Source organism: Pectinatus haikarae (assembly GCF_050916305.1).
Classification (GTDB): domain Bacteria; phylum Bacillota; class Negativicutes; order Selenomonadales; family Selenomonadaceae; genus Pectinatus; species Pectinatus haikarae.
The window spans coordinates 355,218-366,891 of sequence record NZ_CP116940.1; the positions used below are offsets into that span (position 1 = coordinate 355,218).

Here is an 11,674-nt window from a genome sequence, read left to right on the forward strand (position 1 = left end):
CGAGAGCCGTTTGGTGTTCCAGCACTGGGCGGCTTTTTTATTTTTAATTATTTTGTCTGCTTTGTAATCTGTATAGCATATTAGTTATCCAGTTATATGGATCAAGCAATCTACCATTATGCATAGGCTTATTTTGTAATTCCGTAAAAGGTACTTTAAAATTATAAAATTTTAGTTGATTTGATGAGTCAGAGATACACATATATATAGATTGCACCATTAATTGATGTGAATTTAGGATAGATCCAACTATCATAGGATTGGTAGGAAAAGGGTTAGTTTCGCTATTAACATTAATAACATGACTGGTTGTTAGCATAACTTCGGAATAGTCATTAGGAGGGATAATTGTATCGGGGGTATAAGCTTGATTACCTGCATCCTTTAAATTCATTTGAAGAGGCAGAAATGGCGTTCCTTTAAAATCATCCGAAGTGAGCACTGATTTATTCCAATGCACTATAATTGCATCATCAGTATTATTCTTTATTCTTAAATTCATTCCAACTAAAGACATAAAAAAGGTTTTTGAACCCAGCCAATCACTCTTTTTAATGTAATAACCCATAGATTTTTGTTCCCTATTATAAAAATCTGGGAACGGAGCAATAATAGGTCCAATAATTGTAACGTCTATTTTATTTTCGTTATATGTTATCGGCTCAAACCCCAAATAATTAAACTTATCAGAAATATCGTTAGGATTTTTTTCAGCAAAACATGTCGTTCCAATAATACATAATAAAATTACTAGCACTAAAATCCGTTTCATTTCAAGCACTCCCTTAATTTTACATAATGATTTTCTTTTAATGCGATTTCAGATCTATTAAATTTTTGGGAATACCATGCATTTCGGCTAGCTGATATAATCCAAAATCGCTGTTTTCTTTTAAATATTTGTCGGGAAGTATCATTTCAACTGCAAAAGTATGGGCCTGTCGTTCGATTCGCGCTGTAGAGAAGAATGAATGATACCTTAAAAAATTAGTGGATACGCCTTTGTGTAATATCGCATGACCGAGTTCATGGGCACAAACAAACGTTCTCATCTCTTCTTTTAATTTTTCATTGATATGGATAACGTCAAATCTTGAATCGTATAAATGATGTCCTAAGGTATTGCCTAAAGGGGCGAACATTACAATTATTTTTAATTCTTTAGCAATTAAAAAGGGATTATTAGTATCATACTTATTTATCAATTTCACAACTTCATCCTTGATGTTCATGAAATCACTCCTTACGATACTTTTTAGGAGTGAACTTTTGTTTAGCCAACTGTTTTGTCAGGCGCAGTGTATTTTCTAAGGATATGCGTAAAAGTTCTTTATCTTCGTCACTGATAGGCTCCTCGTCATTATAATAAGCAACCCCTGCAGCTGGATCAAGATCATCAAGTAGGGCTTTCAGTTTTTTCTGTATTTGTCGTTCGTCTTTTTTGGTGAGGTCGGGGAGCGGTTCGGTTTCAGAAACATCTTTTTCCCATCCCATCAGATACGCGGGAGAGGTTTTATACACCTTAGATAATTCTTCTATTTTATCGGATGGAATATTAACAATATCAAGTGTTTCATACCTAGATAGTGTTACCTTTGATATGCCAATTTTATCAGCAACCTCTTGTAATGACAAATTTTGTTCTAACCGTTTATTTCTTAATCTATTAGCAAATTCTATTTGTTGCGGGGTTACAGGTTTTTTTAACCGACTTTCTTTCTTCATGTTCTATCACCCTAACATCATTTTTATGGTACAAGTATAGCACTGTATTTCCTAATGAGCAACATATTTTTAATATAATGACAAAAAAGTTGCCTAATGGGTATTGACTGTATAGATAATAAATTGTACAATGTAATTGCCTAATAGGAAACAGGGAGGAGATGATACGATGATTAGGATAAATGAATTAAAAGGCAAAATTGTGGCATGTGGATTAACACAACGAGAAGTTGCAAAATCGCTTGGAATAAGTGAACGTGGTCTGAGATATAGATTAAAAAAAGGTGTATTTAATAATAATGAAATAGAAACTCTGATGAAACTTTTAGGAATATCCAATCCTGTTGATATTTTTTTTGCCGAAAAGGTTTCCTAATAGGCAACAAAAATCTAACATAAGGGGGGAGGTGAGCAAATGAAAATTTTTAAACTTGAATGGTGGATGAATCATGAAACCTTAACGGTTATTTTAGTCACTATATTTGCGTCACTATTTACAAGTATATGCCTAAATATTTTGTTACTAACAAAGTTACGATGGTTGTTAGAACTGCTGTGACCATGGCAACTCCGATAGGTGTCAGCACTGAGTTAATCCAGTATTTACGGTTTTCAATTTTATTCTTTAACCTATAATCTTCTAAAGTTTTTTTGCCTAATGCAGTAATCCTATAAATTCCATTAGGTCTTTGTATTGGGAAAGTATAATTGGGTATTTGAGTTTCCACAGAACCTTCTTCAATATAACAAGTATCGTCAATTGGAATATTGTTTTTATACGCTGGAGTGGATAACATTTCAAGCCTTAATTCAGTAGTTTGAACATCCTCATTAAAATTTTTAAGTATAGTTTCTAAATCAATAGTATCAAATTTACTAACAAAAAATAAAATATTATAGTCTGTTTTGGTTAAATTCAAATAATCACGTCCTATTCTAATGTGATTATAGCATATTTCAAAAACAGCATAGGGGGTGAACCAATGGACAGTTTAAAAGACCCGGTCCCCATGACGACTATTCATGAAGACCTGCAAGAGATTATTCAGCTTCTGAAGGACATCCAACGAAACCAATACGTCTTATTGGCTGATCAGAATTCTTCTCTTCTGATGTCAACGGACGTGGGCGCAGTATCAATGAAAATTGTGAAAAATGGATTAGAACAGTTTGGAATTCACCTGAATGCACAGTTTTACCCCGAAAACATAGAGTCTGCTGATCATAACGGCCAATCTCAAGGATAAACAGTTCCGGATATGCTGTAAGAAAAACATCAATAGGTTGGTCCGGATGGTTTTTTTCTTCACGATGAATCATATACATTATTTCATCGTATGCGATTTTAGCTGAATTATTCAAAATGGTGATTATAGCACAGAAAGAAGATGATAATATGCAAAAAGCCATGAGCGCATTGCAATATGCGGAACACTGTGGACTGCCATACGATTTAGTCAAACATTATTGTAAGCAAGGTATCATACCCTGCTTTCGTCAAGGACACAGATTTTGTATACGTCCAGAGGTTGCTGATAAAGCCCTGTCGGAGTACGAACACAGTAAACCTGTGCAGCCTACTAAAAAGAATTTTAAATTATCAACTGAGCCTTTTGACTTTGATGCAGAACTGAGGCGGGCATGATCCCGTATTGCTGGCGTTGCGGACGAATACTAAAACCTTCGAACATACAGAGTTTGGTGCTGTGGAGTGGGCAGTCAGTCATGGTCTGCGCTGACGACCGGAATTGCCCGGCAGTCGTAAATGGCAGCCGACGGAAATTAAGAGAGCTGCAGCGGAAGGTGAAAATATGAGCATTGATTTTTGGGTGGGTCTAATTTTAGGTGCTACAAGTGTTGCATCGGCAGCATTTTTTATAGCCGCATGTTTTTTAGGATCAAAGAAAAAAGATATGCTGAAATCCGAAGTTATCGGATATGACGAAAAGGGGGTGGACAAATGAGACGCATATACGCCCTATACAGAGGCGAAAAAAATGTGTGTGACGGAACGATTGATGAAATTGCAGCTCATGAAAAATTAAAACGATTTACAGTTTATTGGCTCAGTACCCCAACAGCTAAAAAACGTCAGGAAAAGCGCTCAAATTTTAATGGTATGAGATTGATATTTATCGGGAATGAATGATAGGAGTGATATAAATGAAACGAATAGGATACAGCAAACCAATCAAGGCCGGAGAGCTGCGGGAATTGCTTAAAAAGGACCTGCCATCTGCGGTGTTAAAGCTTATATTAATGAAAAAGTTGGTGCAAACATGATTACAAAAACTGCAGCAAAAACAAAGAAAATCATGAGTCGCCGCATCGGGGGATGGGTGGACGTGTTATTTGCCATCTGCATATTGGCAACGGCGGTGATCGTGATGGGGGTGAGCAGATGAGCGAAAAGACAATATCACGAGCAGTTATGCGCGGGAAATCGCTAGATGCAGACTGTAAAAGAGCTAAAATATCCCGCTATGAATACGGTCCAAATGACAATCGCTGCTTTTGCTACGGACTTATTGACCTGCGAACAGACTGTTTAATTGACAAGTGTATACAATGCAGCGCCTATGCCTGCAACGCCACGCCATTGGAGGATGCAGATAATGGAAAAGCTTAAGCCGTGTCCGTTTTGCGGAGGGAAAGCAAAAGAACGGGAATCTTATGTTACTAACATGAACGGTACACACGTTAAACATTATTATTGCAGCTGTTTGACATGTCATGTGAGTACCGAATCATTTAAAACTATTACAGCAGCGCGTAAAGCATGGAACCAGAGGGCAGACGATGTACACAATTAACGATATCCCTGAGCAGTACACAAAAATAAGAAAAAAAGTCGAAGGTACACTTACCGAAAAAATTATCGGCATTATCCAAAATGATTACTACTTCACGGTGGTAATGCTGCATAAGCGTGGCGTGATAACGCTGTATCAGTCATTAAAAGGATTGGACCGGTGCGGCACAGTCATATTCAACAGGACGGACTTAGTCCAGCTGCAGGACGCAATAAAAAAGACCGCCAAGTGCGACAACACTTAAGCGGTTTAGGTAAATAAACTTACGTAAATTATAACATAAGGAGAATGAAAATGGAAATATTAACATTGCATACAGAAAACTTTAAAGGTGTTCCACTCGACATCAATTTTGAAGGGGTCGACACAGATATATATGGAGACAACGGTACCGGCAAAACAACGGTGGCTGATGCGATCTGGTGGCTGCTGTTTAACAAGAACAGCCTGAATGAAACTGTATTTGAAATAAAACCGCTTGATGCATACGGTCAGCCGCGACACAATCTTGAATATGCCGTCGAAGCAACATTTCGCCTGGATAATAATGAAATAGTGACCTTAAAAAAAGTTCTGACTGAAAAATGGACACAGAAACGCGGATCAGCCGTTAAGGAAAACACCGGTAATGAAACTAAATATTTCATTGACGGAACGCCAAAACCTACAAATAAATTCAATGCTTATATCAAAGAAACATTCATTTCTGAAGACATCTTCAAATTACTGACAAACGTTCATCATTTCTCAGAAAACATTGATTGGAAAGCCCGCAGGGAATTAGTCCTTAAAATCTGCGGTGATGTTGAAAGTGCAGATATATTTGCCGCAAATCCTGACATAAAAGAGCTTGAAAACCTGTTTGCCAATAAAAGTCTTGAGGATTTTAAGGCAACCATCAACGCCGAAAAGAAGAAAATCAACGATGAATTGAAAATTATTCCTGCGAAAATAGCGGAATTAAAAAACAATATCGATGTTGAGCCGTCCGAGAGCAAATTAAAACTTGAAGCTGCTCTCGGCTGCGTAAGAAAAGAGCTCAATACGACAAAAGAAGAAATCCTGCTTGCTAAAAATGGTAGCACGGTTATTAATCTCAAAAAAGCCATTGCTGAGGTTGACACAGCAATTCTGACGCGTAAGAACGATCTGAACAAAGATATCACTGACCGGATCACCGCACTGTCAAAAGAAATCAGCGAACAGCAGCTGCAGGAGTCCAGTATCAGACAAGAACAATCTCTTGCTGATTCCAGAAAGCTCGCAAATGAGGAAGAAATAGCCAATATTGAAAACGACCTGAAAGCACTTGCGGATAAATTCGATACTGAAGCCGCGGAAAAGTATCCGGATACACCGATTGATGATACCTGCGCACTGTGCGGCCAGAAGCTGCCAGCCGACCAAATCAATTTGGCCAGAGAAAAAGAAGACAAGGCGCGTACAGACTACAACATTAAAAAAGCAAAACGCTTAGAGGACATGAACGCACAGGGCAAGCAGCTCAAAGCAAATTTAGATAAAGATCGTGCGGACATTATTGTTAATGAAAATAAAGCCGCAGAGCTTGGAAAAACAGCTGCCGACATCAGACAGATCATGGAAGATAAACGTAAAGAATATCGGGCCATGCTCGACAATAAGATTGATTCTTCTCCGGCAATCGATGCCCTGGAAGCGAGAAAATTAAAATATCTGCAGCAGATTACCGATGTCGAAACAGCGGCAGAAGTCAATATAACAGGACTAAAAGAAAACGCTGCAGCAAAGCAGACTGAAATTGACAATCTTGAAAATAAGCTTGCCGTGATCAGAACATCTGAACGTACGCAGGAGCGTATTGCAGAACTTACCAAGCAGCAAAAAGATTACGCTCAAAGATTTGAGGAGCTTTCCAGACAGCTGTTCCTTACTGAAGAATTCACGAAAACACGCGTTAAGCTGCTCGAAGATAAAGTATCAAGCAAATTCAAGCTCACGCAGTTCAAGATGTTTACCGACCAGATCAACGGCGGCATATCCGAATGCTGCGAACCGATGCACGATGGCAAGCCGTATAAGGCACTCAATAATGCCATGCAGTATAACATAGGGCTTGACATCATTCGCACATTAGACGCTCACTATAACTTCTATCCGCCTATCTTTATTGATAACGCAGAAAGCATCACAAAGTTAAATACAGATATTGACGCCCAGATCATACGCCTTATAGTCAGCGAACCGGACAAAAAGCTCCGTGTAGTCGTTAAGGATGAAACCAGAAAGGAGATTGCTTAATATGCAAACTGCAATAGAAAAGAAACAGCAACAGGCTCTTGAATCAATCTCAAGCTTTTTTGACAGAAAAGACGTGCAGGCCCGTTTTGAAAAAACATTAGGTGAAAATTCTTCAGCATTTGTAAGTTCACTGGTGAGCCTTGTAAATTCAAGCACCAGCCTGCAGGAATGCCCGGCGATCTCCATATTATCCGCTGCCATGACGGCGGCCACATTAAAGTTGCCGATAAATGCAAGTCTTGGCTTTGCTTATATTATTCCTTTCAAACATAAAGCAACCTTCCAGATAGGCTATAAAGGCTATATCCAGCTTGCCATGCGCACCGGTCAGTATTCGACAATAACCGTCAATGAAGTGTATGACGGAGAAATACGCTCATATAACCGGTTTACTAACCGCATGGAATTTGGTGAACCTAAAAAAGATGCTGAAATCGTTGGATATATAGGTTACTTCAAACTGATAAACGGCTTTGAAAAATATCTGTATATGACAGTAGACGAAATAGACCGGCACGGAAAATTATATTCGCAGTCTTATAAATCAGGTAAATCTGATTCACTTTGGATACAAAATTTTGATGCTATGGCGCGAAAGACTGTAATTAAACGTCTGATAAGCAAATACGGTATCATGTCCGTTGATTTTCAGCAGACGATCGATAAGGACGGACAGGTTGATGATGGATTAGGCGCAGCTCAAAGGGCCGGTCTTCATGTTGTCACAGACATGCAGGCCAATCAGGAAGAAATAGGATTTGATGAACCGGAAGAACTGCCGGAAGCTGAACATGCAAGTGATGTTAATATTAAACCCGTTGAACAACCTCAGGAAGCAGAACTACCAAAGAGGTCATTCTAATGGAAATTAAGGTATTAGGAAGCAGCAGCAAAGGAAACGCCTATCTGGTAACAGGTGGGCGCACTTCTCTCCTGCTTGATGCAGGATTACCTTACAATGAGCTGCAGAAAAAGAGCAATTTCAAGCTTTCTGGCATAGATGGTTGCCTGATCACTCATGAACATGGAGACCACTCAAAAGCAGTGTCAAAGCTTTTAGGGCACGGAATAGCCTGCTATATGAGCGACGGAACAGCAGAAATCTTACACGTAAACACAAATCCGTTTTGTTATCAGGTAGAACCAAATAAAACCTTTGAAGTAGGACGTGCAAAAATAAAAGCGTTCAAAACGATTCATGATGCTGCTGAGCCGGTTGGATTTTATATATCGCTTAATCAAGATAAGCTGCTTTATATGACAGATACTGCATACAGCAAATTCACTTTTAAAGGCTTGACACATATCCTTGTTGAGTGCAATTACGTCGGTGACATAATCGACAAAAATGTTATGCAGGGAGTTATACCAGCAAAACTCAGGAAAAGGATTCAGGAAACACATTTCAGCCTTGATAACGTAAAAGATTTTCTAAAGGCTAATGATCTGTCAAAGGTAAAAGAGATTTGGCTCTGCCACCTATCCGATGCCAATTCGGACGCAGAACGTTTCAAAGGTGAAATACAGCAGATAAGCGGCAGACCGGTTTATATTGCGGGGTGATCCTATGGAAATAGTCAGCGGGAAAATAACAAATATAACGCCTGATGCGATAACAATCAACGCTCCCTACCAAAATATTGATCGTGCCTGTCTGAGAAAGTACAAAGACGTATGTATAGGCTTGCCGGATGGCAGAACAATTACTCCTGCGCAGCGTAAAAAAGCATATGTGCTACTGACTAAAATCAGCGAGTGGTCAGGCTATACGCCTATTGAAGTCATAAAAGAAATTACCAAGCTTAAATTTATGATTGATACTGAAAATCTTGACGGCAAAGTATTTTCCCTTTCTGACTGTGATGTGACAACTGCGCGTGAATATATAAGCTTTCTGATCAATTTTGTAATTGAAAATAATATACCTGTGGGCCAGCCGCTTATAGAATTATGTGAGGATATCGGCAAGTATGTATATGCGTGTCTGCTGAATAAAGTATGTGCTGTATGCGGCAAACCACCTGCACAGCTGCACCATGTTGACAGAGTGGGCATGGGCCGCAACAGAAATACCATTAACCATTTAAACATGCTTGTGCTGCCATTATGTGGCGTTCATCACATAGAATGCCATAACATGCCGCAATATGAGTTCAATGTAAAGTATCATCTGATACCGATAAAACTGACCGAAGAAATCGGACGGAAATATAATCTTAGTAATAAGAATTTGTCCCAAAAGTAAAATGTGTCCAAATTTGGACACATTTGGACGCGGCCAAAAAATGTAAAAAAAGGGCATTTTTTACAACCTAAAATGATTTACACTTTAATCATCGCGCGATAATTAATAATTTTTTTGAGGTAAAAAATCATGGATTATTCATTCAACAAAGAAATAGCCTGCCATCTTGGGATTGAAAAAGCCATCATGTTGCATAATTTACATTTCTGGATCATAAAAAACGTTGCTAACGATGCTAACTATTTTGATGGTAATTATTGGACATATAACAGTTTAAAAGCTTTTTCTGACTTATTTTCCTTTTGGACAGAAAAGCAAATACGCCGCATATTATTTCAGCTTGAAGATGAAGGCTATATCCTAACCGGTAATTATAATAAGAGCTCATATGACAGGACAAAATGGTACGCACTAACGGCAAAAGCATTTTCCTTATACGGCGAATCCATTTGCCCAAATGGTCAAATGGAATTGACCAAACAGGAAAATGGAATTGACCAAATGGGCAGACCTATACCAGATAATAAACCAGATATAAACACAGATGATAAACCAGATGAAGAAAACAGCGTGGTAGTCGTTCCGGCTGAAAGGCAAAAAGTTTATGGCTGCTATAGCAATAATATCCATCCTGTCAGCGGTGCAATAGAAGTCGGCAGGCTTACAGAGTGTATTGTTAAATATGGTCCTGACGTTGTTATAAAGGCAATAGAAACCGCTGTCGGGCAAAATAAGCGGACGTTAAGCTACATCGAGGGAATCCTGCGGAACTGGGATACCAGAGGTTACCCTGACAAGCCGCCGGAGACGCCGAAACGAAAATACGATATTGACTTTTAGGAGTGATTAAATGCAGTCGATCGGTGAGATTATGAAATTCAAGCCTGCTGTAAAAGGCGGCGAAACTATAAACCCATATGTTCAGACATATGAGCGTATGAAAAGAGCAGGTAAAGTAAAAACTGCTGTTGATACGCAATATACATGTGAAAAATGCGAAGATACCGGATATGTCACCGTGCTCGATGCAGATGGTAATTTCAGCAAGGCTCCGTGTAAATGCCTGGCTAAGATTCAGACAGAGGCACGCCTGAGAAAATCAGGAATAAGCCTTGCTGAATACGCTAAATACAGCTTCGCAAAATTTAAAACTGATACCAGAGAACATGCATCTATGAAAAAAATAGCCGAAAGATATATTCAAGACCGTGCCGCAGGGCAGGGAATAGGCTTTTTCGGTGCAAGCGGTACCGGAAAAACACACATATGCATAGCAATCTGCCAAGCTCTTACATGTGATTATAGCGAGGAACATTATTATTTTTCATACCGCTCCGAAATCCAGAAAATCAAAGCCGTCATGTACAGCAATGCTGAGCTGTATTCGCAGGCTATACAACACTGGACCGGCGTCAATAATTTATATATAGACGATCTGTTTAAATTTGCTATGAAGGACGGGAAAATTCAACAGCAGGATCTGCAGATCATGTTTGACATTATAAATACCAGGTATATAAATCATAAAACAACGCTGTTTTCGAGCGAATATTCTCTTTCCTATATCACAAATAACATTGACGAAGCACTAGGCAGCCGGATAAAATCCATGCTTGGTGATTACGGACTAAAATGCATAGGCGCCAACGCCAGACTGGAAAAAGGAGCGTGACCGATGAATAACAGTATGAACCCATTCGGTTTTACGCTCTACGGACAGCCCGCGACAAAGAAAAACAGCTCAACCATCGTGAGAGACCATGCAGCGCTGCTGCCCAGTAAGGCATACAGGAAATACGAAAAACAATGCCGTGAAGCAATAAACCTGCTGCGCTATAAAATGCGTCTGCCACACTTTTCCGGACCCGTCCGGATGCAGGTGCATTATTACCTTGAGAGTGCCGCGCACTGGCCCGATCTGGTCGGACTTGAGCAGGCCACGGCAGATATTCTGAGCGACGAGTACAAAGTTATAGACCATAAAAAGCAACTTGTATGTCCGTGGCTGCTCAGCGATGACCGGATAATAAAAAACTGGGACGGCAGCTGCATCTCCGGTATCGATAAAGACAATCCCCGTACGGAAATTATTATAATCCCGCTCGCAACCAGCCTTGATGATGAGCTGGATCCTTTTATAAAAAAACAACTTGCAGCAAAAGCGCAGGGAGAATTATTCGGAGGACGCGATGTGTAGCCTGAAATACAACGATGAACACTACCGGGACGAGACAGCATACAAGGCAATCAGAACGATCGAAAAAGACGACACAAAGCGCCTTAAAGCTGCACTTAAGGCCGCACGAGCCGCATTGGACAAATTCGGTTTTGACACGGCTGGCAGGATAATACTGATCGATCGGCAGACCGGGAAAATATACAGATAGGAGCTGTAATATGAAAAAGCATACTGAGACAGCCAAAAACGGTCTGTGCCGCTCATGTAATGCAGCCTGTAAGGATAAATACACCCTTGGACCGCATGCCGTGCATCGGTACTGCTATTTCTTCCGGACAAGCGAATGCGATCCATCGCCGAATACGCCACAGCGCACTCCGGAAGCTGTGCTGGAGAAAATAAAGGAAAACAAACTTAAACGAGGAGAGTAAA

General features: G+C 39.7%; 21 protein-coding genes. 17 read left to right on the forward strand and 4 right to left on the reverse strand.

All coding sequences use genetic code 11. From position 1 onward, the window contains the following. Positions 1–43: 43 nt before the first annotated feature. From NXG61_RS01705 to NXG61_RS01715, 3 genes are read right to left on the reverse strand one after another with little or no spacing between them, the layout of a single operon-like run. The gene (locus NXG61_RS01705) at positions 44–772 is read right to left on the reverse strand and encodes a hypothetical protein (protein ID WP_307224296.1); all 729 of its coding nucleotides are present in this window, start codon (positions 770–772) and stop codon (positions 44–46) included. Between the two features lie 37 nt (positions 773–809). After that, entirely contained in the window at positions 810–1,232 is a 423-nt protein-coding gene (locus NXG61_RS01710; protein WP_196600062.1) for an ImmA/IrrE family metallo-endopeptidase, read from the reverse strand. A gap of 4 nt (positions 1,233–1,236) precedes the next feature. Continuing rightward, complete coding sequence (locus NXG61_RS01715) at positions 1,237–1,725, reverse strand: helix-turn-helix domain-containing protein (RefSeq protein ID WP_307224293.1); 489 nt, start codon at positions 1,723–1,725, stop codon at positions 1,237–1,239. Between the two features lie 169 nt (positions 1,726–1,894). Between NXG61_RS01715 and NXG61_RS01720 the strand changes: the two genes are divergently transcribed. Next, complete coding sequence (locus NXG61_RS01720) at positions 1,895–2,101, forward strand: helix-turn-helix domain-containing protein (protein ID WP_307224291.1); 207 nt, start codon at positions 1,895–1,897, stop codon at positions 2,099–2,101. A 118-nt stretch (positions 2,102–2,219) separates the two neighbouring features. Here NXG61_RS01720 and NXG61_RS01725 read toward each other — a convergent pair whose 3' ends face one another. Continuing rightward, positions 2,220–2,645 carry a hypothetical protein gene (locus NXG61_RS01725; RefSeq protein WP_307224289.1) on the reverse strand — a complete coding sequence of 142 codons (426 nt, stop codon included), beginning with the start codon at positions 2,643–2,645 and terminating at the stop codon, positions 2,220–2,222. Between the two features lie 63 nt (positions 2,646–2,708). Here NXG61_RS01725 and NXG61_RS01730 point away from each other — a divergent pair, with 63 nt between their 5' ends. The 16 genes from NXG61_RS01730 (at position 2,709) to NXG61_RS01805 (ending at position 11,673) form a co-directional block, all read left to right on the forward strand. Continuing rightward, on the forward strand, positions 2,709–2,972 hold the full coding sequence (locus tag NXG61_RS01730) for a hypothetical protein (protein ID WP_307224287.1): 264 nt from the start codon (positions 2,709–2,711) through the stop codon (positions 2,970–2,972). 116 nt (positions 2,973–3,088) lie between these two features. After that, positions 3,089–3,370 carry a hypothetical protein gene (locus NXG61_RS01735; protein ID WP_307224285.1) on the forward strand — a complete coding sequence of 94 codons (282 nt, stop codon included), beginning with the start codon at positions 3,089–3,091 and terminating at the stop codon, positions 3,368–3,370. Positions 3,371–3,536: 166 nt separating this feature from the next. After that, positions 3,537–3,689 carry a hypothetical protein gene (locus tag NXG61_RS01740; RefSeq protein WP_307224283.1) on the forward strand — a complete coding sequence of 51 codons (153 nt, stop codon included), beginning with the start codon at positions 3,537–3,539 and terminating at the stop codon, positions 3,687–3,689. Continuing rightward, the gene (locus tag NXG61_RS01745) at positions 3,686–3,874 is read left to right on the forward strand and encodes a hypothetical protein (RefSeq protein ID WP_307224282.1); all 189 of its coding nucleotides are present in this window, start codon (positions 3,686–3,688) and stop codon (positions 3,872–3,874) included. Before NXG61_RS01740 ends, NXG61_RS01745 begins: the two co-directional genes overlap by 4 nt. Positions 3,875–4,060: 186 nt before the next feature. Beyond that, positions 4,061–4,354 carry a hypothetical protein gene (locus NXG61_RS01750; protein ID WP_307224280.1) on the forward strand — a complete coding sequence of 98 codons (294 nt, stop codon included), beginning with the start codon at positions 4,061–4,063 and terminating at the stop codon, positions 4,352–4,354. After that, the gene (locus NXG61_RS01755) at positions 4,341–4,538 is read left to right on the forward strand and encodes a Lar family restriction alleviation protein (RefSeq protein WP_307224278.1); all 198 of its coding nucleotides are present in this window, start codon (positions 4,341–4,343) and stop codon (positions 4,536–4,538) included. The genes NXG61_RS01750 and NXG61_RS01755 overlap by 14 nt, the downstream gene beginning before the upstream one ends. Next, complete coding sequence (locus NXG61_RS01760) at positions 4,525–4,782, forward strand: hypothetical protein (RefSeq protein WP_307224276.1); 258 nt, start codon at positions 4,525–4,527, stop codon at positions 4,780–4,782. The genes NXG61_RS01755 and NXG61_RS01760 overlap by 14 nt, the downstream gene beginning before the upstream one ends. Positions 4,783–4,832: 50 nt before the next feature. After that, positions 4,833–6,818 (forward strand): AAA family ATPase, encoded by a 1,986-nt coding sequence (locus NXG61_RS01765; protein ID WP_307224275.1) that lies wholly within the window; start codon positions 4,833–4,835, stop codon positions 6,816–6,818. A 1-nt stretch (position 6,819) separates the two neighbouring features. Beyond that, positions 6,820–7,680, forward strand: a complete 861-nt coding sequence (locus NXG61_RS01770; RefSeq protein WP_307224273.1) for a recombinase RecT — start codon at positions 6,820–6,822, stop codon at positions 7,678–7,680. Further along, positions 7,680–8,381, forward strand: a complete 702-nt coding sequence (locus NXG61_RS01775) for an MBL fold metallo-hydrolase (protein WP_307224272.1) — start codon at positions 7,680–7,682, stop codon at positions 8,379–8,381. Before NXG61_RS01770 ends, NXG61_RS01775 begins: the two co-directional genes overlap by 1 nt. 4 nt (positions 8,382–8,385) lie before the next feature. Beyond that, a complete protein-coding gene (locus NXG61_RS01780) occupies positions 8,386–9,063 on the forward strand; it encodes a putative HNHc nuclease (RefSeq protein WP_307224271.1) in 678 nt (225 codons plus the stop codon). Between the two features lie 129 nt (positions 9,064–9,192). Further along, complete coding sequence (locus NXG61_RS01785; protein ID WP_307224270.1) at positions 9,193–9,903, forward strand: DnaD domain protein; 711 nt, start codon at positions 9,193–9,195, stop codon at positions 9,901–9,903. 10 nt (positions 9,904–9,913) lie between these two features. Further along, positions 9,914–10,735: a DnaA ATPase domain-containing protein gene (locus NXG61_RS01790; protein ID WP_307224267.1), complete on the forward strand. Its 822-nt coding sequence runs from the start codon at positions 9,914–9,916 to the stop codon at positions 10,733–10,735. A 3-nt stretch (positions 10,736–10,738) separates the two neighbouring features. Continuing rightward, positions 10,739–11,260: a hypothetical protein gene (locus tag NXG61_RS01795; RefSeq protein WP_307224266.1), complete on the forward strand. Its 522-nt coding sequence runs from the start codon at positions 10,739–10,741 to the stop codon at positions 11,258–11,260. After that, positions 11,253–11,450 carry a hypothetical protein gene (locus NXG61_RS01800; protein ID WP_307224264.1) on the forward strand — a complete coding sequence of 66 codons (198 nt, stop codon included), beginning with the start codon at positions 11,253–11,255 and terminating at the stop codon, positions 11,448–11,450. Before NXG61_RS01795 ends, NXG61_RS01800 begins: the two co-directional genes overlap by 8 nt. A 10-nt stretch (positions 11,451–11,460) precedes the next feature. Then, complete coding sequence (locus NXG61_RS01805; RefSeq protein WP_307224263.1) at positions 11,461–11,673, forward strand: hypothetical protein; 213 nt, start codon at positions 11,461–11,463, stop codon at positions 11,671–11,673. Position 11,674: the final 1 nt, after the last annotated feature.

What these genes read in the sequence shown, in the direction of transcription:
- NXG61_RS01705 (WP_307224296.1), bottom strand. Translation starts at nt 772, where the DNA reads ATGAAACGGATTTTAGTGCTAGTAATTTTATTATGTATTATTGGAACG.
- NXG61_RS01730 (WP_307224287.1), top strand. Translation starts at nt 2,709, where the DNA reads ATGGACAGTTTAAAAGACCCGGTCCCCATGACGACTATTCATGAAGAC.
- NXG61_RS01775 (WP_307224272.1), top strand. Translation starts at nt 7,680, where the DNA reads ATGGAAATTAAGGTATTAGGAAGCAGCAGCAAAGGAAACGCCTATCTG.
- NXG61_RS01795 (WP_307224266.1), top strand. Translation starts at nt 10,739, where the DNA reads ATGAATAACAGTATGAACCCATTCGGTTTTACGCTCTACGGACAGCCC.
- NXG61_RS01760 (WP_307224276.1), top strand. Translation starts at nt 4,525, where the DNA reads ATGTACACAATTAACGATATCCCTGAGCAGTACACAAAAATAAGAAAA.
- NXG61_RS01715 (WP_307224293.1), bottom strand. Translation starts at nt 1,725, where the DNA reads ATGAAGAAAGAAAGTCGGTTAAAAAAACCTGTAACCCCGCAACAAATA.
- NXG61_RS01745 (WP_307224282.1), top strand. Translation starts at nt 3,686, where the DNA reads ATGAGACGCATATACGCCCTATACAGAGGCGAAAAAAATGTGTGTGAC.
- NXG61_RS01720 (WP_307224291.1), top strand. Translation starts at nt 1,895, where the DNA reads ATGATTAGGATAAATGAATTAAAAGGCAAAATTGTGGCATGTGGATTA.
- NXG61_RS01790 (WP_307224267.1), top strand. Translation starts at nt 9,914, where the DNA reads ATGCAGTCGATCGGTGAGATTATGAAATTCAAGCCTGCTGTAAAAGGC.
- NXG61_RS01710 (WP_196600062.1), bottom strand. Translation starts at nt 1,232, where the DNA reads ATGAACATCAAGGATGAAGTTGTGAAATTGATAAATAAGTATGATACT.
- NXG61_RS01740 (WP_307224283.1), top strand. Translation starts at nt 3,537, where the DNA reads ATGAGCATTGATTTTTGGGTGGGTCTAATTTTAGGTGCTACAAGTGTT.
- NXG61_RS01755 (WP_307224278.1), top strand. Translation starts at nt 4,341, where the DNA reads ATGGAAAAGCTTAAGCCGTGTCCGTTTTGCGGAGGGAAAGCAAAAGAA.
- NXG61_RS01735 (WP_307224285.1), top strand. Translation starts at nt 3,089, where the DNA reads ATGGTGATTATAGCACAGAAAGAAGATGATAATATGCAAAAAGCCATG.
- NXG61_RS01785 (WP_307224270.1), top strand. Translation starts at nt 9,193, where the DNA reads ATGGATTATTCATTCAACAAAGAAATAGCCTGCCATCTTGGGATTGAA.
- NXG61_RS01750 (WP_307224280.1), top strand. Translation starts at nt 4,061, where the DNA reads ATGGGTGGACGTGTTATTTGCCATCTGCATATTGGCAACGGCGGTGAT.
- NXG61_RS01780 (WP_307224271.1), top strand. Translation starts at nt 8,386, where the DNA reads ATGGAAATAGTCAGCGGGAAAATAACAAATATAACGCCTGATGCGATA.
- NXG61_RS01805 (WP_307224263.1), top strand. Translation starts at nt 11,461, where the DNA reads ATGAAAAAGCATACTGAGACAGCCAAAAACGGTCTGTGCCGCTCATGT.
- NXG61_RS01800 (WP_307224264.1), top strand. Translation starts at nt 11,253, where the DNA reads ATGTGTAGCCTGAAATACAACGATGAACACTACCGGGACGAGACAGCA.
- NXG61_RS01765 (WP_307224275.1), top strand. Translation starts at nt 4,833, where the DNA reads ATGGAAATATTAACATTGCATACAGAAAACTTTAAAGGTGTTCCACTC.
- NXG61_RS01770 (WP_307224273.1), top strand. Translation starts at nt 6,820, where the DNA reads ATGCAAACTGCAATAGAAAAGAAACAGCAACAGGCTCTTGAATCAATC.